Origin of the sequence: Paenibacillus sp. FSL R7-0128 (assembly GCF_038002245.1) — a bacterium.
Lineage (GTDB): Bacteria > Bacillota > Bacilli > Paenibacillales > Paenibacillaceae > Paenibacillus_AQ > Paenibacillus_AQ silagei.
This window is the reverse complement of sequence record NZ_JBBOCD010000001.1, coordinates 1,401,007-1,419,093: the sequence shown is the minus strand read 5'-3', so window position 1 is coordinate 1,419,093 and position 18,087 is coordinate 1,401,007. Positions and strand designations below refer to the sequence as shown.

General features: G+C 56.9%; 15 protein-coding genes. 3 read left to right on the top strand and 12 right to left on the bottom strand.

Annotated features, from left to right (window positions below; genetic code table 11):
* Positions 1-20: 20 nt before the first annotated feature.
* Positions 21-374: a winged helix-turn-helix transcriptional regulator gene (locus tag NST26_RS05975; RefSeq protein ID WP_036727611.1), complete on the top strand. Its 354-nt coding sequence runs from the start codon at positions 21-23 to the stop codon at positions 372-374.
* Positions 375-393: 19 nt separating this feature from the next.
* On the opposite strand, the gene NST26_RS05970 is transcribed toward NST26_RS05975, so the two are convergent.
* The 3 genes from NST26_RS05970 to NST26_RS05960 form a co-directional block, all read right to left on the bottom strand.
* Complete coding sequence (locus tag NST26_RS05970) at positions 394-897, bottom strand: GNAT family N-acetyltransferase (RefSeq protein WP_340978817.1); 504 nt, start codon at positions 895-897, stop codon at positions 394-396.
* A gap of 120 nt (positions 898-1,017) precedes the next feature.
* The gene (locus tag NST26_RS05965) at positions 1,018-1,860 is read right to left on the bottom strand and encodes an SDR family oxidoreductase (RefSeq protein ID WP_340980807.1); all 843 of its coding nucleotides are present in this window, start codon (positions 1,858-1,860) and stop codon (positions 1,018-1,020) included.
* A gap of 135 nt (positions 1,861-1,995) precedes the next feature.
* The gene (locus NST26_RS05960; protein WP_340978815.1) at positions 1,996-3,201 is read right to left on the bottom strand and encodes a PQQ-dependent sugar dehydrogenase; all 1,206 of its coding nucleotides are present in this window, start codon (positions 3,199-3,201) and stop codon (positions 1,996-1,998) included.
* A 175-nt stretch (positions 3,202-3,376) separates the two neighbouring features.
* On the opposite strand from NST26_RS05960, the gene NST26_RS05955 reads away from it, so the two are divergent.
* A complete protein-coding gene (locus tag NST26_RS05955; RefSeq protein WP_340978814.1) occupies positions 3,377-4,471 on the top strand; it encodes a M24 family metallopeptidase in 1,095 nt (364 codons plus the stop codon).
* A gap of 115 nt (positions 4,472-4,586) precedes the next feature.
* On the opposite strand, the gene NST26_RS05950 is transcribed toward NST26_RS05955, so the two are convergent.
* Entirely contained in the window at positions 4,587-5,294 is a 708-nt protein-coding gene (locus NST26_RS05950; RefSeq protein WP_076081866.1) for a queuosine precursor transporter, read from the bottom strand.
* Positions 5,295-5,596: 302 nt separating this feature from the next.
* On the opposite strand from NST26_RS05950, the gene NST26_RS05945 reads away from it, so the two are divergent.
* Positions 5,597-7,285 (top strand): methyl-accepting chemotaxis protein, encoded by a 1,689-nt coding sequence (locus NST26_RS05945; RefSeq protein WP_340978812.1) that lies wholly within the window; start codon positions 5,597-5,599, stop codon positions 7,283-7,285.
* A gap of 449 nt (positions 7,286-7,734) precedes the next feature.
* Here NST26_RS05945 and NST26_RS05940 read toward each other — a convergent pair whose 3' ends face one another.
* The 8 genes from NST26_RS05940 to NST26_RS05905 form a co-directional block, all read right to left on the bottom strand.
* Positions 7,735-8,061, bottom strand: a complete 327-nt coding sequence (locus tag NST26_RS05940) for a YnfA family protein (protein ID WP_036727604.1) — start codon at positions 8,059-8,061, stop codon at positions 7,735-7,737.
* Positions 8,062-8,063: 2 nt separating this feature from the next.
* Positions 8,064-9,620, bottom strand: coding sequence for a cobyric acid synthase (locus NST26_RS05935; RefSeq protein WP_340980806.1), 1,557 nt, complete (start codon positions 9,618-9,620; stop codon positions 8,064-8,066).
* 882 nt (positions 9,621-10,502) lie between these two features.
* Positions 10,503-11,315, bottom strand: coding sequence for an adenosylcobinamide-GDP ribazoletransferase (gene cobS / locus NST26_RS05930; RefSeq protein ID WP_340955443.1), 813 nt, complete (start codon positions 11,313-11,315; stop codon positions 10,503-10,505).
* Positions 11,312-11,875, bottom strand: coding sequence for a bifunctional adenosylcobinamide kinase/adenosylcobinamide-phosphate guanylyltransferase (gene cobU / locus NST26_RS05925; protein ID WP_340978810.1), 564 nt, complete (start codon positions 11,873-11,875; stop codon positions 11,312-11,314). Before cobU ends, cobS begins: the two co-directional genes overlap by 4 nt.
* The gene (gene cobT / locus NST26_RS05920; protein WP_340955446.1) at positions 11,872-12,933 is read right to left on the bottom strand and encodes a nicotinate-nucleotide--dimethylbenzimidazole phosphoribosyltransferase; all 1,062 of its coding nucleotides are present in this window, start codon (positions 12,931-12,933) and stop codon (positions 11,872-11,874) included. The genes cobU and cobT overlap by 4 nt, the downstream gene beginning before the upstream one ends.
* A 973-nt stretch (positions 12,934-13,906) precedes the next feature.
* The gene (locus NST26_RS05915) at positions 13,907-15,124 is read right to left on the bottom strand and encodes a pyridoxal phosphate-dependent aminotransferase (RefSeq protein WP_340955448.1); all 1,218 of its coding nucleotides are present in this window, start codon (positions 15,122-15,124) and stop codon (positions 13,907-13,909) included.
* Positions 15,121-16,095, bottom strand: coding sequence for a D-alanine--D-alanine ligase (locus NST26_RS05910; protein ID WP_340978809.1), 975 nt, complete (start codon positions 16,093-16,095; stop codon positions 15,121-15,123). Before NST26_RS05910 ends, NST26_RS05915 begins: the two co-directional genes overlap by 4 nt.
* A 9-nt stretch (positions 16,096-16,104) precedes the next feature.
* Entirely contained in the window at positions 16,105-17,565 is a 1,461-nt protein-coding gene (locus tag NST26_RS05905; RefSeq protein WP_340978808.1) for an aminotransferase-like domain-containing protein, read from the bottom strand.
* Between the last annotated feature and the right edge of the window lie 522 nt (positions 17,566-18,087).

Here is an 18,087-nt window from a genome sequence, read left to right as displayed (position 1 = left end):
TACAATAAGAGGTGAGCCTAATGAAATCCACAGAGTTATGTCCAAGATTACAAAAAAGCATGGATATTATCGGCAGACGCTGGACGGGCTTAATCATCTATCAGCTTTTGCAGGGCCCCCAGCGCTTCGGGGAAATCGAGTCCTCGCTGCCTGTCAGCGGCCGGCTGCTGTCGGAACGGCTGAAGGAGCTGGAGCAGGAAGGCATCGTGCTGCGCGAGGTATTCCCTGAGACCCCCGTCCGCATCCAGTATTCGCTTACAGGCAAAGGCCGGGCGCTGGAATCCGTCATCCGCGATCTCCAGGTCTGGTCGGAATCATGGATTACGGAAGAGGAATGCCGTTCCGCCTTCAGCGCTCCTCCGCAACCTCAATAACGCCTGTCGATTTATATATTTACAGCTTGCGGCCGATGATGACCAGATCGCGCGGGATGCCGTCAAGCACCGCGACTCCCGGCAAAAGACCCCATTCTTTGAATTCGAACTTCCGCAGCAGGGCGAGGCTGGGCTCATTATGGCCGAAGACGAACCCGACCAGATTCTGCAGCCCAAGGCGCGGACATTCCTCCACCGCCTTGGCCAGCATAATGCTTCCCGCACCGCTGCCACGGAATTTCTCATTTACATAGACACTAATCTCTGCTGTTCCATTGTAAGCCGGGCGTCCGTAGAACGACTGGAAGCTGAACCAGGCGGCGATCTCGCCCCCCTGTCTCAGTACCCACAGCGGCCGGTGATGGCTGTTATGCTCATGGAACCACCCTACCCGCTCCTCTACGCTTACCGGTTCAAGATCCGCAGTCACCACTCTTCCAGCAACCGTCGAATTATAAATCTCCACAATCGCTTCCAAATCCTCAATTACTGCATCCTCTATACTGTAAGCCTGCCAATCCATCCAAAGTATCCCCCTAGTTGTGGTTTAAACATCCGTTACAGTGATTATACTCCAAGCCGGTCTTATTACGCAGCAGTTCTACAGTTTCAGTAAAGCTGAAGCAACCTCACTGAAACAGCATTATTCAAGCCCGGTCTGCTCCAGACTCCATTTCCATAATCGTGCGGCCGCTTCAGCATCCTCCGCCCGTGGCGTCAGTTCCTTGATCTTGCGGCGGTAATAATATTGCCCGCTTACCCCGTCCAGCTCCGGCGCAGTCGCCAGCAGGATGGCCGTATCCGCCCCCTGCTCAGGCGTCAGGAAGAAGCGGGACAGCAGCTTCAGCACTCCGCGCCCGAAGCCGGTCTCCCGGTTCACCCCGATACTCGTTCCCACCGCGCCCGGATGCAGACAATTCACAGTAACCCGGGTGTCCTTCAGGCGCGAAGCCAGCTCACGGGTGAACAGAATATTCGCCAGCTTGGAGCGGCCGTACGCTTTGGCCGGATTGAAGCCGCGCGACAGCGTATGATCCTCCAGATAGAGCTTGCCGATCTTATACGCTCCCGATGCCACGACAACAATCCGCCCCTGTTCAGCAGCCTTGAGGTTATCCAGCAGCAGGTGGGTCAGCAGAAAGTGCCCCAGATGATTCACGCCCAGATCCAGCTCGTAGCCGTCTGCTGTCAGCTCACGCTTCAGCGCGACTACCCCTGCATTATTGATCAGAACATCCAGCACAGGATATTCGGCAGTGAACTCCCCGGCAAAAGCGCGAATGCTATCGAAGGAAGCGAGATCGCACAGCATCAGCCGGATCTGGCTGGAGCCGCTCTGCCGCACCGCTTCGGCAAGAGCCTCTTCCCCCCGCTTAAGGCTGCGGCAGGCCATAATGACAGTTGCTCCCCTGCGGGCCATTTCCACGGTTGTAGCCAGCCCCATCCCGGAGTTTGCACCAGTGACCAGCACCGTTTTTCCTTGCATGGACATCTTCCCCTCTCCTGCATATAGGTCCTATAGGCAATTGTAGCGGCCTGGCCTAATCCGAGTAAGTATATGCTAGTTAAGGTTATGTTACATCATTTCAGAGGGTTAACATAGTCAAAAAACGGCCATTCTTCACTTCCAGTCCGGACGCAGCGCAATCAGCCGGTCATCCTGCGCCTGCGGATCTCCTCTGCCGTCGCGGTTGTTGGTCATAAGGTACAGGGTACCATCCGGCCCTTCCGCCACATTACGGATTCGCCCGTACTTGTCCTTGAACAGGCTGGTCATTGAAGGCGTTCCGCCCGCAGGCGGCAGCGATATCCTTAGGAGCTGCTGTCCCGCCAGATTGGCAACCAGCAGCTCACCGGCCCAGGGTCCTTGCGTAATGAAGGTCATTCCTGACGGAGCCCAGGTCTCCTTCCCGCTGTGAACCAGCGGAGTCACAAGCTTGGGCTGGCCGTCTTCGGTCTCATCGCCTTCGATCAGCGGCCAGCCATAATTGGCTCCGGCCTTGATGAGGTTCAGCTCATCGTGACTGGACTGGCCATGCTCGGAGCTGTAGAGTGCCCCGCTCTCCGGCTGCCAGGCCAGCCCCTGGGCATTGCGGTGGCCCATGCTGTAGACCGGCGATCCGGGCCACGGGTTGTCTTCGGGGATAGAGCCGCTAGGCATAATCCGCAGGATTTTGCCGCCCAGACTATTCTTGTCCTGCGCCAGCTCCGGATCATAGCGGTCACCTGTGGTGATGTACAAGTACCCGTCCGGGCCAATCTTGATCCGCCCGCCGTTGTGGTTGGTGTCGCCCGGGATGTGATCCAGCAGAACCCGGCTGATCTCTGCTGAGCTGCTTCCAATCTGAAGCTGCAGCACCCGGTTCGCCGTCCCGCCCTCTTCTGTACGGTATGTGTGATAGACATAAGCCCGTCCGTTCTGCTCAAAATCAGCATCAAGCGCGAGGCCCAAGAGCCCGCCTTCTCCCTTGCCGACAAAAGAATCAGAGAGCTTCAGCAGCGGAGCATCGCGCAGCTTGCCGTTCTCCATGACACGCAGGCTGCCGGTACGCTCCGTAATAAAAATCCGTCCGTCCGGTGCAAATGCCATCTCCCAGGGAACCTCCAGCCCGCTGGCCAGCGTCTGGGCAGTATAGGGAAAGTCCGGGGATGCACCCGGAGCTTCGTCAGGCTGCGCATTAACCTGCGGACTGCCTTCTGCTCCATTCTCCTCTAGCTTATCCTCCTTTGCAGCGGAAGTGCAGGCTGACAGCAACGTCATCAGCAAGACCAGTGTTACACGCAGCAGACAGGTACGGGAGAGCAGCCTTATTTTGGCTCTAGTCATATTCCTTAACCTCCTTCAGGTATTATCAGATCCTGATTGTGGCAACTATTACCCTGTGCTTCTCTTCCTCAAACGACTGAGGCTGCAGCGATAACAGGAGGTGCAGCATCCATTTGTATGAATTATAATGGGAACATTGCTGTTCAAGCGTGTAGACGAAAGGGGAACTAATGAAATGAATGCAGCTCTGCAACAACTGGAGCAGGACATGGCAGCCGGTAAGCTGGATGCCCTGCTCGTAACCGATCCCAAGCATGTGTACTATTTGACGGGCTTTGCCAGCAACCCGCATGAACGTTTTCTGGGCCTGCTGCTGATCCGGGGCGAGAACCCGGTGCTGATCGTGCCGGCGCTGGACGCCGAAGCCGCGCATGCCGCCTCCTCGGTGAAGACGATTCTGACACACAGCGACACGGACAACCCGTACGCTCTGCTGAAGTCACGCTTCGGCAGTGTTAGTCCGGGCAGCATCGGCATCGAGAAGGAACACTTCTCCGTCAGCCGGTATGAACTTCTCGCAGAAGCGGTCGCCGCCGGTTCCTACCAGGATATCGGCCATCTGCTACGGGCGATGCGCGCGGTCAAGACCCCGGAGGAAGTGCGCATCATGCAGCATGCCGCCGAGCTGGTGGAGGAAGTTCTCCGTCAGGGTCTGGCGCATGTCAAAGCCGGAGTCAGCGAGATTGAACTGGTAGCGGAGCTGGAGTATCTGATGAAAAAAACCGGTGCCTCCGGCCCCTCCTTCGACACGATGGTGCTGTCCGGTCCGAAAACGGCCCTCCCACACGGCGTACCGGGCGAACGCCTTATTCAGCCGGGCGATCTGCTTATGTTCGACCTCGGTGTGTATGCCGGAGGCTACGCTTCCGATATTACCCGCACCTTCGCGGTAGGCGAAGTGGACAGCAGACTGCGTGATATATACAATGCTGTGCTGGCTGCCAATGAAGCGGGCATTGCCGCCTCCGTGGCCGGAGCGTCCTTCGGTTCTGTCGACAAGGCGGCACGTGATGTGATTGAAGCCGCAGGTTACGGGGAGTACTTCATGCACCGTGTCGGACACGGGCTGGGCATGGACACCCATGAATATCCTTCGCTGCACGGGCTGAATACGGATATCATCCAGAACGGCAACGTCTTCACCGTAGAGCCGGGAATTTATGTGCCGGGTCTCGGCGGTGTCCGCATTGAGGACGATGTGCTGGTCACCGCCGAAGGTCCGCAGACGCTGACCCGCTTCCCCAAAGAATGGACAGTACTTAACCTGTAATTCTGCTGAGCGTTCAGGAAGCCTCAAACTTAGCGCGCGAGCCCACTATACATCACGGCACACAAAAGCCCCAGCTCCGGATCTTCGGGGGCTGGGGCTTTAATCATCGGGAGGCTTAGTCCCGGCTAACAGGCTTCTGCTCTTCTTCCGCAAACTTGAAGGAACGGCCCAGATACAGCACCGGCGTACCGGCGGCCGTGAGGATGAACTTGGACAGGTAGGTGGTCAGCAGAATCTCGGTCCATACCTTCATGTCATAGGTTCCGGCAAAAGCAATCGTGCAGAAGATCAGCGTATCGACAAAGGAGCTGATCATCGTGCTGCCGTTCGAGCGGATCCATAGCTGCTTAGAGCTGCCGTAATATTTTCGTATCCAGGCGTAGAGCCGTACATCCAGGAACTGGCTGATAAAATAAGCGGTCAGACTGCCCAGCGCCAGTCTCGGCATCAGGCCGAATATCGTCTGCAGCGCAGATTGGGCAATGTCCGTCTCCTGCGGCTTGAACACCAGCACCATCTGCATAATGACGGTCGTCATCAGCAGCGTGAAGAAGCCGAACCACACAGCGCTCCGCGCTTCAGCCCGGCCGTACCGCTCATTGAGCAGGTCACTGGTCATATAGAGCGTGACATACATCGTATTGCCCAGCGTCATCACAATATCGAACGGCATCGCAATGGTCTTGGCAACCTGGATATTAGCGACTACGGTCGCCATGCCGACCCAGGCGTAGAGCCCCTTTTTACCGAATAAGCGGTAGCACAGCAGAAAAAAACCAAAATTAACGACAACAAAACAAACGCCCCACAACAAATTAAACATAATGCCTGGTATTCCTCCTAGTTTTGGTTACGCGGGATGGTTACGAACCGCGGATCGCAGTAGTCATGAAAACAAAACATTACTACTCTATCACATACAAAGCTAACATGCTATGAAATTTTAAATTTTCAGAAAAACGGCATTTCGTTGCATCTTTTTGGCGAATTGGTGATAGAGTCATTAAATATTCAGTTATTTCTGAAAATAATGCAGTTTATTGCAAATTTTCACTATTCAACCGGAGGTTAATTCTATAGAATAATGAGATTAAGATGCATTTCACGTAAAAAGGAGCGAATGCCATGTTTGGCTTCAAAAAATCAATTAGTCGCAAGTTTACGCTGTTGCTGTTCGTCGTTCTGCTACTCACTTCTCTTACGTTGAGTATCAGCTTCTACATTATATCTATCGGCACCATTAACAGCTATGTCATTCCGCAGATCAACAAGTCTCTGACTGCCGCCGCCCAGGATACCTATAAGAACCTGAATGCTACCAGTGCGCAGCAGACCCTGAACAAGAACGAGCAGGCCAGGACCAATGTCGAATTCTATCTGGAGGACAAGCGTAAAAAGCTGGATGTGGATACCCTTTTCCTCATCAATCTGAAGGATGGCCAGGCCACTGTCCTGACTGCAGATCACGGCGCCAAGCTCAAACCGGATGAAGCGATAGAAGTATCACCTGCCATGGAGCAAGCCTCCAAAGGAAAGACAGGGCTTAGTGAAATCTATAGTGATAGCCACGGTATACATAAAAGTGCCTATGTCGGCGTTCCCGGAACGACCATGATTGTAGCCGCAAGCGCAGATATGGACTTCGTCCAAGACAAAATGAGCAGCATCCTGTGGACAAGCGCAGGAATTACCCTGCTGGCGCTGGTGGTAGGCGTCACTGCCGCTGGCTTCATGAGCCGCAGAATTACCCGCCCGATCACTAAGCTTGCGGCCTACAGCAACAAGCTGGCAAGCGGCGACTTCACCGAAGCGCTCACCCTCAAGGGCACAGATGAAGTTGGACAGCTCTCCGAGAGCTTCCGCATCATGAGTGAGCGCCTGAAGGAGATGATCGGACATGTGCTGGATACCTCCGGGACCGTAGTGGCCGATTCCAATGATCTGAAGACGCGTGTCCAGATCCTTAATGAGATGGCTGAACATTCAGCGGCCTCTGTGGAGGAGATCGGCAAGGGCAGCACCATGATCGCCAGCAGTGCCATGGATAACTCCCGCGCGATGGATGAGATCAATATGGGCATCCAGCATATTGCCTCCGCCGCCGGTGAGGTCACCGAGCAGATCAGCGAGGCGTCCACCGAAGCCCAGAGCGGCAATGATATTGCCCAGAGTGCAGTGGAGCAGATGCGCCAGGTAGAGCAGGCCTCCGAACAGTCGCTGGAGCAGTTCCGCTTGATGAACGAACGCTCGCTGATGATCGGTGAAGTCGTGCAGGGGATTACCGAGATTACCAAGCAGATTCAGATGCTGTCGCTGAATGCTTCCATTGAGGCTGCCCGTGCCGGGGAGCATGGCCGCGGATTCGCTGTGGTGGCCGGGGAAGTGCGTAAGCTGTCCGAGCAGTCCAAGGAATCCAATGAGCAGATCCGTGAATTCCTGCTGAGTCTGCAGGAGGATATGAACCAGTCCGTATCCGAAATGAACCATGTCAACGCTGAAGTGGCTTCCGGAGTGAATAAGGTGGTCGAAGCCGGCAACGCCTTCAACCACCTGCTGATCCTCATTCAGAGCATCAATCACAGCATCCAGTCCGTCTCTGCCGCAACCCAGCAGATCTCAGCAGGTACCGAGGAAGTCAGTGCCTCTGTAGAAGAAACGGCGCAGATTACCGCCAAGTCTCAGCAGAACGCAGACACGCTTGCCGACAACTCGGCACGCCAGCATGAAGAGCTGGAGGGCCACGCCCTAACTGTCGAGCACCTCTACCAGCAGGCCGTGAAGCTGCAGAAGGCCGCTCAGCAGTTTAAGATTTGAGGGTGCTAAGAGCGGTTATGTGGAGATAGCGGGAGCGCTTATAGTGTGAATTGATTTTCAAACGGTATCTTGTTTAGTGGAAGGGAGTGCTGGGACCTCTGTGAATGCTGTTGCCGTTAGCGTGATGCAGGATTTAGTTGGATAAATGTATCTTAATTCGGCAATTTTGGAACGTTAGAGGGTTTTAGTTGGAAAAGTGTAACTTATATTCGGATGAATTCTCTTTTTTCGGTAATTCCAGCTTTTTTAAGTGCCTTTTTTCCAACTATTGCTTGGTAAGGTGCCAGTGGTGCATGAACAAGTGCCGAAAATCCAACTATTTTTGACGCTGATACTGATGCTGATACAGAGCTTGAAATCCGCCGGACCAGCTAATACAATAGAAAAGCAGTTCCCGAGGCGATGTGGCCTTTGGAACTGCTTTTTTTTGGAAAAGTGAAGGTTGTTGCTCAGTGCCTTGGCGCCCATAAAATGACGGATACCCCGATGACACAGATGCCCGCTCCGATCCAGTCGTAGAGATCCGGCGTCTTGCGGTCCACCAGCCAGCCCCACAGTACAGCCAGCACGATGAATACTCCGCCATAAGCGGCGTATACCCGGCCAAACGAAGGGAACTTCTGCAGGGTCGGGATGATGCCATAGGCGATCAGGATAACAGAACCTGCCAACCCGTACCATAGCGGACGCGATTCCCGCAGCCAGAGCCAGACGAGGTATCCGCCGCCGATCTCGGCGAGACCAGCTACGACAAACAGCAGCACGGCAAGCAGCATCGCTATTCTCCCCCTCCCGGCAGGCCCATGATTGCATATACCGCAGCCATATTCAAATGGGACTCCACAGCATCTGCCAGCCGGTCAAATTCCTGTTCACGGAGTTCGGCAGCCGAGAAGGTCGCCGTTAGCGGTGTCAGCCCCTTGGAGCTGCGCAGTCCGTTCAGCCAGCTCCGGCGCAGGGCATCGTTATGGAACAGCCCGTGCAGATAGCTGCCCCAGACTCTACCGTCCCGGGTTCCCCAACCCTCCGGCACAGCCTGTCCTTCCGGTCCGGCCAGCGTAAAGAGACTGAGTACAGAAGACGGATCGTGGTTCGTGGTTGTTCCCATATGTATCTCATAACCAGCGATAGACAAAACTTCCGGTGTTACACCATTGGCTGTGGTGCTTAACCGCAGGGGATGATCCGCAGCCAGCCCGCCGCTCACCCGCACCGTGGTCTTGTACTGGAGAAAAGCTGTCGAGAGCGGCAGATAGCCCAGCCCCTCGCTCTCTCCCGGCTCCGCACTCTCTACGGCATGGGGATCTAGCAGCTTCAAGCCCAGCATCTGATATCCGCCGCAGATTCCGGCAAGCTGTTGCGTTCCCCGCTCCAGCGCACGCTCGATTGCAGCAGGGAAACCCTGCTCGCGCAGATAGTGCAGGTCAGCAGCGGTATTCTTCGTGCCCGGCAGGATAATTACATCGGGCGTTCCCAGCTCATCTGCCGACTGCACGTAGCGTAAGACGGTATCCGGCTCCTCCTCCAGCGGATCGAAGTCGGTGAAGTTGGAGATCCGCGGATAACGGATGACCGCGATATCAAGCTCCTTCGCGGACTCCTCCCGCTGGCGGCGGGACGTTCCTTCCAGTACTACGGAATCCTCTGCCTCAATCCGCAGCTGCGGCAGGAACGGCAGCACTCCCAGCACCGGAATGCCTGTCCGTTCCTCCAGCCAGTCCAGTCCGGGCTGTAACAGGGAGACATCCCCGCGGAATTTATTGATGATGAAGCCCTTGACCCGGGCGCGTTCATGCGGTTCCAGAAGTTCCAGGGTGCCGACGATGAAGGCGAAGACGCCGCCCCGGTCAATGTCGGCGACCAGCAGCACCGGCGCATCTGCCCAGCCGGCCAGATTCATATTGACGATATCCCGGCTCTTAAGATTGATCTCCGCCGGACTGCCCGCACCTTCCATCAGCACAATATCATAAGCCTCCCGCAGCCTCCCGAGCGCATCCATTACGGTGTCCTTAGCTTCGGGAAGGAACTTCTCGCGGTATTCCCTCGCGCTGAGGGCGGCATGCGGCACCCCATGCACGACAATCTGCGCACTCATCTCCCCAGAGGGCTTCAGCAGAATCGGATTCATATCGCTGGTAGCCGTAATACCGAAGGCTTCCGCCTGCATCCCCTGGGCGCGGCCGATTTCCTTGCCGTCCGCTGTGACATAGGAATTCAGCGCCATATTCTGCGACTTGAACGGGGCGGTCCGGTAGCCGTCCCGGGTCATAATCCGCCCGATGGCGGCGGTGACCAGGCTTTTGCCGACATCGGAGGCCGTCCCCTGGATCATCAGCACCGCGCCGGGCCGCCGAGACCCGGATTCCGCTGACCGGGCTGCGCCTAGTGCGCCTATTGCGCCTATTGCGCCTATATATGAGGCTGTATCTTCCATGTTCATCTTCCTCGCTTTCTTGCTGCTGCCGGCGCTTAGCGGCTGCGCAGGTGTTGGTCGCCGGCGATGCGGCGTATAGGTGTAGGGCCGGCGCGGCGCACAAGGACAGGGCGAAGCAGCGATTAGTTACACGAAATCACATAGTATGTCTTCGGTTTTCCGCATACTTTGGCCGGATTACCTTCGCGCTACCGATTGTGTTCGGTTTTTCGCATACATTTGGCCGGATTACCTCCGCACTACCGATTGTGTTCGGTTTTCCGCATACATTTGGCTGGAATACCTCCGCGCTACCGATTGTGTTCGGTTTTCCGCATACATTTGGCCGGAATACCTTCGCGCTACCGATTGTGTTCGGTTTTCCGCATACATTTGGCCGGATTACCTTCGCGCTACCGATTGTGTTCGGTTTTCCGCATACATTTGGCCCATCGAATTTACTTTTTCAGTCCTTCAGGGTTCGCCGTGCCCCGGTTAGGGTGCAAGGGGTGGCCTAATTGCAGTTTGTACAACTAAATCGCTTGGTCTGACGCCGAATTTCCTTTTAGCTGTATTTCGTACATTTATACCGCCTCTATATCTGGATTTTCGCCCATTCAGGTAAATTTAGTTGTACAGACTACAGTTACAAGAAGAAAGCCTGCCGTTTCACTGTTTTTAGTTGCACAGAATACATGTATCACTAATTGTTCGCTACGTGCGCGGCGCGAAGCGGCGCTTAAATGCTGCGTAGGCACGGCGCATAATTCAGACGGACGCGGGCGGTTGCCGCGCAGCCCGCTAAGGCAGGTTGTGCTGGGCCAGTACCAGCACAAGCAGGACCACCGTCTCCAGCAGCTCGCCCAGCGCGCCGTAGACGTCGCCGGTGAGCCCGCCGAGCCGGCTGCCAATCCGCCGCGCAGCGAGCCGGCCGCAGGCCGCCGCAGCCAGCGGCGCCAGGATGGCCACAGCCGCCAGCAGCGGCCAGGCCCCGCCGCCCGCGCCCAGCGCCAGAGGCGCAGCGGCAGCGGCCAGCGTCAGCAGTGCGGCGCTCAGGCCCGCGCGCCGCTCCTGCCGGGCAGGCAGCCCGCCGAAGGTGGCGGCCAGCCCTTCATTGCCGCGGGCCAGGGGATAGCGGGCCATCGCCCGCACCATGTACCAGCGGCCCCAGACCGGCGGCAGCAGGAGCAGCGGCAGCAGGCTGAAGCTGCCGCCTTCGAGCCATGCCGCCAGCAGCGAGGCCTTCAGCAGCAGGAGCAGCACGCAGGCCAGCACGCCCATAGCGCCGACACGGCTGTCCTTCATGATCTCCAGCATCCGCTCCCTGGAGCGGTAGCTGAGCAGGGCATCGGCAGTGTCCATCCAGCCGTCCAAATGCAGCCCGCCGGTCAGCCCCACCCACAGGATGAGGGTGACGACAGCGGCAGGCCAAGCCGGCAGCAGCCAGCCTGCCGCTGCGGCACCGAGCGCCGTGCTAAGGCCGATGGCTGCCCCCACGAGCGGATAATAGACCACACTCGCGCGCAGCAGCTCCGGCGAGAACTCCCCGCTGCTTCTGACCGGAAACCGCGTCAGGAACTGAAACGCGGCTGCGGCGCTCCCCCGCGCACTCACAGAAGATACTCCCGGCTTCTCAGCTCAACCGGGATTCCGGCGGTAACAAGAAATACCTGCCCGCACCGGGCAGCAAGCCGGGCGTTCATCCTTCCGGCCAAATCACGGTACAGCCGGCCCAGCGGATACTCCGGCACAATGCCGCCACCAACCTCATTGGTAACGAGGATCACCGTTCCCTCGAAGCCGGAGACCGCCTGCTCCAGACCGGCAATTTCATCCTCCACGAATTTTTGCCTGTCGCTCCTCTCCTCCACAGCCAGCAGCTGATTCGACAGCCAGAGCGTCAGGCAGTCCACCAGCACAGTCTGGCCGCTGCCGGAGAGCTGCTCCAGCAGTGCTGCGAGCTTAAGCGGCTCCTCCAGTGTCTCCCACTGGAAGCCGTCCGCGTCCGCCTGCCGCTGCTGCCGGTGCAACGCAATCCGCGCTTCCATCTCCGCATCAAAAGCCTGTCCGGTTGCCACATAGACCGCCTGCCGCGAGTCAGCCAGCTTGCGGGTCAGACGCTCGGCGAAGCCGCTTTTGCCGCTGCGTGCCCCGCCTGTGACCAGAATGCTCATACGCTCTCCGATCCGGAGACGCCCGCACTCTCGAAGGTTGCCATCTCACGCATAATCCGGCAGACCGCTTCGATGAAATGCAAACACAGCGCGCCCCCAGTGCCTTCTCCCAGCCGCAGGCCCATATCGATCAGCGCTTCCAGACCGAGGCGGTCCAGCATCAGCTTATGCCCCTGTTCACCAGATACATGGGAAGCGATCATATACGCTGTAGATTCCGGTGCCAGTGCCCGGGCGATCAGGGCTGCCGCCCCGGAGATGAAGCCGTCCAGAATGATCGGAATCCGCAGGGCCGCCGCTCCGAGAATCAGCCCGGCCAGACCGGCAATCTCAAGCCCCCCGACCTTGGCGAGCACATCAACCGGATCAGCGGGATCGGGGTTATTTACCTGGAGGGCACGTTCGATTACCGAGATTTTGTGCTGGAGCCGCTCATCGTTAATGCCTGTCCCCCGCCCAGCCGCCGTCTCTGCCGGAATGCCTTCGAGTGCGCACAAGACCGCCGCACTGGCTGTCGTATTCCCGATGCCCATCTCCCCGGTAATGAAAATCTCCGTTCCGTTCTTCACCGCCTCCTGCGCCACATGAACTCCGGCCAGAATCGCGCGCAGTGCATCCTCCCGGCTCATCGCCGGGCCTGCTGCCATATTGTCTGTGCCCCGGCGGACCTTACGGTTAATCAGCTGCGGGTGCTCGATATCGCCGTTGATCCCGATGTCCACGAACTGTACCTCAGCACCGCCCTGACGGGCCAGCACATTCACAGCCGCCCCGCCGCTGAGGAAGTTATAGGCCATCTGCATGGTGACCTCCTGCGGAAAAGCACTGACGCCTTCACAGCAGACCCCATGGTCTGCGGCCATAACCACTACCGTTCGTTTGCTGTAGCAGGGCTGCTCTACTTTGGAGATTCCGGCCAACCGGACAGCCAGCGCCTCCAGCCGCCCGAGGCTTCCGGGCGGCTTGGTCAGACTGTTCAGGCGGAGCACCGCGCGCAGGGTAGCTTTTTCGTCAGGCGGGGCGATCCGTCCGGTTACTTCTTGAATGGCTGAGATCATTAATAATGCCTCCTATTAGATAGTGCGGAAGCGGGCTCCCGCTGCAAGAATACATCTGTGTCTGCTGATCAGGTTACGTTGAAGTTGTGTAACAGTCATTGAAGTTTAAATTCGCAAGTATTGCAGGCCATGCCGCTCATTAGCGAACAGAAGGGGCTAAGCCTGTATGAGAAGGAGAAATTTAGTCAAAATGCTTCTTTGGAGGTGATGCAACTGTATGAGCATACAGTGTAAAAGTTGCAGGATGCGGGTGCAGGTGTGCGGGGGTGGCGGAATGGTGTAGCGTGTGGTAGGTCAAGTTAGCTGAAATCAGGTGCACTAATACCCCTCATTCGATCGCCTAGCCCCATTTCGCTGAAATCAGGTGCACTTATACCCCTCATTCGACCGCCTGGCCCCATTTCGTCGAAATCAGGTGCACTTATACCCCTCATTCGATCGACTGGCCCCATTTCGCCGAAATCAGGTGCACTTATACCCCTCATTCGATCGCCTGGCCCCATTTCGCTGAAATCAGGTGCACTAATACCCCTCATTTGACCGCCTGGCTCCATTTCGCTGAAATCAGGTGCACTAATACCCCTCATTCGATCGCCTGGCCCCATTTCGCTGAAATCAGGTGCACTAATACCCCTTATTCGACCGCCTGGCCCCATTTCGCCGAAATCAGGTGCACTTGTGCACCTCAGCACAATAGGATCAAAAGGATTTCTCCCTCTCTTTCCTCCCCCGCCTACTTTGCTCTCTTACGCCAGCCTACATCCCGCCACAATTACCTAGTTACCTGCCAACCGCCTACCCGCCCGCCAACTTTCAGCACCATCAAGCTCCCACTGGCTCCCCAGCCTTCCCCCAAAGACAAGCCCAAAAGCCCCCCTCCAAATGAAGAAGGGGGCCTCCTGATCCAGCACAGAGCCGGAATGCTGTTACAATATCCCTATTTCTTCCTTTAAGGATTATAGGTGATATGAAATCATCTTACAATTACATTTTTACCTGCAACACTATGCAGCATTGACATCTTCATGAAGTCGTCCAGCCGCTCCAGCGCTTCGGTCAGCTTCGCCGTAGAAGCGGCGTAGGAGCAGCGGATATAGCCTTCCCCTCCAGTTCCGAACACATGGCCCGGCACCACGGCAACTCCTGCCTCCTGCAGCAGGCGCAAGGCGAACTCTTCTGACCCGAGCCCGGTGCGGCCGATCGAAGCGAAGGCATAGAAGGCCCCCTGCGGCATATGGCAGGACAATCCGGCAGACCGCAGGCCCTCCACCAGCAGCGAGCGTCGTTCTTTGAAACACGCCTTCATCCGTTCCATATCCGGCAACGCACTGCGCAGGGCTTCAGCAGCAGCAATCTGTCCCGGTACAGGGGCGCACATGGCGGTGTATTGATGAATCTTCAGCATGGCCGAGAGCAGCTCACGGTTCCCGCAGGCATAACCCACCCGCCAGCCCGTCATGGCAAAAGCCTTCGAAAACCCGCTGATCACCACCGTCCGCTCCTGCATCCCGGGCAGGGAAGCGATGCTTACATGCTTGCTGTCGTAGGTCAGCTCGGCATAGATCTCATCGGAAATGACGATCAGGTCATGCTCTCTCACCACTTCAGCCACCGGCAGCCAGTCCTCGTAAGTCATAACCGCCCCCGTAGGATTACTCGGAAAATTCACAATCAGCAGCTTGGAGAGTGGGGTAATCGCTCTGCGCAAGGCTTCTGCCGTAAGCTTGAAGCCTTCCTCCACCTTCGTCTCCACCGGTGCCAGCGTCCCGCCGTTCAGGTAGGCGATAGGCGCGTAAGCAACATATCCCGGAGAAGGAATCAGAATCTCATCCCCGGGAGCCATGAAGGCCCGCAGCGCCAGATCCACCGCTTCACTGCTGCCCACCGTAACCAAGATTTCATCCGCAGGATCGTAACGCAATCCGAAGCTGGTCTGCATATAACCCGCAATCTCCTCCCGCAGCTCCGGCAGTCCGCTGTTAGAGGTGTACCCCGTCTCCCCCCGATCCAGCGCACGGATACAGGCTGCTCTTACCTGCTCGGGTGTAGCGAAGTCCGGCTCACCTACACCGAGTGAAATAATATCGTTGTTACCCGCAGCCAGATCAAAAAAAGCCCGGATGCCCGAAGGCGGAATCTCTTGTAACCGCGGATTAATGATGAAGGCATTGTCCCTTCTCATCGTGTTCATAGCCTGACACCTCCATATTCTACAGTCCGCGCTCCCTCTCCAGATGCACCTTGCAGCCCCCCGCGCTCCCGCAGTGATCCGGTAATAATCTCATCCAGCAGGCTGCTGAAGTCCATCCCGGCTGCCTCTGCACTCTGGGGCAACAGGCTGGTTGCCGTCATTCCTGGCAATGTATTTACCTCCAGCACATAAGGGATGCCATCCTGCAGCAGCATATCCACCCGTGCATACACTGCACATTTGAGCGCCTGATAGCAGGTTAACGCCGCCGTCCGCACCTGTTCCTGCAACGCATCCGGCAGACGAAAAATCCGTTCCTCCGCTCCGCCTTGCTCGTATTTGGCCTCATAATCGAACCAGTCCGCACCCAGCGATTGAATCCCGATGACCGGCAGCATTTCTCCCCCCAGAATGGAGCAGGTAATCTCCTGTCCCGGGATGTAGTGTTCAATCAGCACCGCGCCTTCTGCCGCGCAAGCAAAAGCCTTCTCTACCGCGCCCGCCAGCTCCTGTGGATGATTCACCTTGGTCATGCCGATGCTGGACCCGCCGGAATTCGGCTTCACCATCACCGGATAACCGAGCCGCTGCACGGTTTCCGGGGCATATTCGTCCATGCTGTCCCAGCACAGCCAATCGGGTGTGGGGATGCTTTTGCTGCGGATGACCGTCTTGGCCAGCCCTTTATCCATACATAAGCTGCTTGCGAGCACCCCGCTACCGGAATACGGGATTCCGAGCGTCTCCAGGGCTCCCTGCACCGTACCATCTTCCCCGTAGGCCCCATGCAGGGCGAGCAGAGCGAAGTCCAGTCCCGCTGCCCCTTCCAACAGCTCTTTGCGCGAGGTAATGTGTACCGGAACCGCTGTGTATTTTGCCGGATCAAGCGCCTTCAGCATCTCCCTGCCGGTCTTCAGCGACACCTCATATTCGGACGACACCCCGCCCATAATCACACCTACTCTTAGCATATCCGCACCTCATTCTCCCATGATTTGCCGTGCTGTCTTCCCGATGATTGCAATGCCCCTCACGATATCCTCATCCGCCACCCTGGAGAAGCCCAGCCGCAGCGTGTTCTGACCTGCACCGTCGGTGAAGAAGATGTCTCCCGCCGTAAAAATAACCCCCTGCGCATGGCAAGCCGCCAGCAATTCCCTTGTGTTGAAGCCTTCCGCGAACGTTACGAACAGATGCAGCCCCCCATCACCCGACAAGGAGGCATATGGAATATGCTCCTTACAGCAGGCCAGGGTCAGCTCGTATTTGCGTTTATACTCCAGCCGGGCTTTTTTGAGATACTTCTCCAGATTGCCGCCCAGCAGATATTGATACAGTATGGACTGGTCCAGCGTCGAGGTATGAATGGTCCGCGCCCGCTTGACGCTCTCCAGATAATAGATCAGCTCCTCATCCGCCAGCACCCAGCCCACCCGCAGCCCGGGGAACAGGACTTTGGAAAAACTCCCCAGATACACCACGCCGTTCCCGCCGCCCGCCGCCGCAATTAAAGGAGCCACATGGGCGCCGGAATAACGCAGCTCCTCGTTGAACCCGTCCTCAATCACCGGCACGTTATAGTCCTGCATCAGCTTCATTAGCCTTTGTCTTTTCTCGGGAGACATGACGATGCCGGTGGGATTATGGTAGGAGGGAACCAGATAAGCACAGTCGTATGGCCGCGCCTCCAGCGCCTGCTTCAGCTCCCCGAGGTGGATGCCGTCCCGCTCCATCGTGACTCCGTGAATTCCGAAGCCGTGCAGCTTCAGATTCTTGATCGCCGTATGATGCGTCGGATTCTCGCAGACCACTGTGCCATGACGCTTGCCGAGAGCCGACAGCACCAGGTCGAAGCCCTCCGTGAACCCGTTCGTAATCAGCAGATCCTTCCCGCGCAGATCCACGCCTTTATGCTCCATATATTGTTTGAGATAGTCTATTAATGGCTTATAGCCTTTGGCATATCCATAATTCAGCAGAACGTTGCCCTCTACGGACATACGCTCCAGAAACGCTCTGCGCACATGGTCCAGATCGAAGAGACGCTCATCCGGGGCGATGCTGGTAAAAGAAATCGTGCCCTTCTCCGCGCGTATCCCCCGCTTCATAATGTCCAGCTCCTCCGCGAGCAGCGCCTGGCTGCTGAGCCGCTCTGTCCAGTCCAGCGTCCATGGGGAAGCTTCCGCACCGTTCTGCGCTGCCGCGCCTTGTGCGACATAACTGCCCTGGCCCTGCACGGTGTAGGCGAAGCCATCGTCTTCCAGCCCCTCGTAAGCCGAGATCACCGAGTTCCGGCTGACCTTCAGCAAGGTGCTCAGCTCACGTGTGGAGGGCAGCTTCTGCCCGCCTTGGAGCGCACTTTTGATGATGAGATGCTTCATGTAATCCTTCACCTGGATCGATACCGGACGCCCGGCAATGAGCTTGAAATCCTTAAACATCCTGTGATCGCCTCCATAGCTATCATGGCACAGACTTTGCCGTAAAAAAAGAACCACCGCCCCGGGATTTTCTTCCGGGCGTGGTTCTGTGGGAGATGAGGGGCGGGAATGTGCCGCCTGCGGTGCTGGTAGGCGTCCCCGCCTGTTGAGAACGGAATGTCTGATGAGAGGCTGCCAATGCTCCCGGACCAGACGTTCCAGATATAATACTGCGAGTGCCCGCATGGGACCCGAATGCTGATGTGCTGCTACGAGTACCCACATGGGACCTAAACGACGGGTGCGGCGGGACACGGACATGATGTGATTATACCAGTTGGCTCTAGACACCATTCGGGCGCTCTCTTGAGGGTTCTATTGTATTTCGTACAGTCAGATTAGCGTATATTGACACTTTTTCGTGTTCTGCTGCATTATGTACATTAGAAATTTGGATTTTGCCCGTTATGGATGCAATTGCTGATATTCTGTTGCAGGAAATACAGTAGAACGTGTTTTGGCACGGTTATTAGACCAATCTGA

Excerpts from the sequence above, each read along its gene's own strand:
- NST26_RS05905 (WP_340978808.1), bottom strand. The coding sequence starts at position 17,565 with ATGTTTAAGGATTTCAAGCTCATTGCCGGGCGTCCGGTATCGATCCAG.
- NST26_RS05935 (WP_340980806.1), bottom strand. The coding sequence starts at position 9,620 with ATGATCCAGGGGACGGCCTCCGATGTCGGCAAAAGCCTGGTCACCGCC.
- NST26_RS05975 (WP_036727611.1), top strand. The coding sequence starts at position 21 with ATGAAATCCACAGAGTTATGTCCAAGATTACAAAAAAGCATGGATATT.
- NST26_RS05965 (WP_340980807.1), bottom strand. The coding sequence starts at position 1,860 with ATGCAAGGAAAAACGGTGCTGGTCACTGGTGCAAACTCCGGGATGGGG.
- NST26_RS05960 (WP_340978815.1), bottom strand. The coding sequence starts at position 3,201 with ATGACTAGAGCCAAAATAAGGCTGCTCTCCCGTACCTGTCTGCTGCGT.
- cobU (WP_340978810.1), bottom strand. The coding sequence starts at position 11,875 with ATGAGCATTCTGGTCACAGGCGGGGCACGCAGCGGCAAAAGCGGCTTC.
- NST26_RS05940 (WP_036727604.1), bottom strand. The coding sequence starts at position 8,061 with ATGCTGCTTGCCGTGCTGCTGTTTGTCGTAGCTGGTCTCGCCGAGATC.
- NST26_RS05910 (WP_340978809.1), bottom strand. The coding sequence starts at position 16,095 with ATGCTAAGAGTAGGTGTGATTATGGGCGGGGTGTCGTCCGAATATGAG.
- NST26_RS05915 (WP_340955448.1), bottom strand. The coding sequence starts at position 15,124 with ATGAACACGATGAGAAGGGACAATGCCTTCATCATTAATCCGCGGTTA.
- NST26_RS05950 (WP_076081866.1), bottom strand. The coding sequence starts at position 5,294 with ATGTTTAATTTGTTGTGGGGCGTTTGTTTTGTTGTCGTTAATTTTGGT.
- cobT (WP_340955446.1), bottom strand. The coding sequence starts at position 12,933 with ATGATCTCAGCCATTCAAGAAGTAACCGGACGGATCGCCCCGCCTGAC.
- NST26_RS05945 (WP_340978812.1), top strand. The coding sequence starts at position 5,597 with ATGTTTGGCTTCAAAAAATCAATTAGTCGCAAGTTTACGCTGTTGCTG.
- NST26_RS05970 (WP_340978817.1), bottom strand. The coding sequence starts at position 897 with ATGGATTGGCAGGCTTACAGTATAGAGGATGCAGTAATTGAGGATTTG.
- NST26_RS05955 (WP_340978814.1), top strand. The coding sequence starts at position 3,377 with ATGAATGCAGCTCTGCAACAACTGGAGCAGGACATGGCAGCCGGTAAG.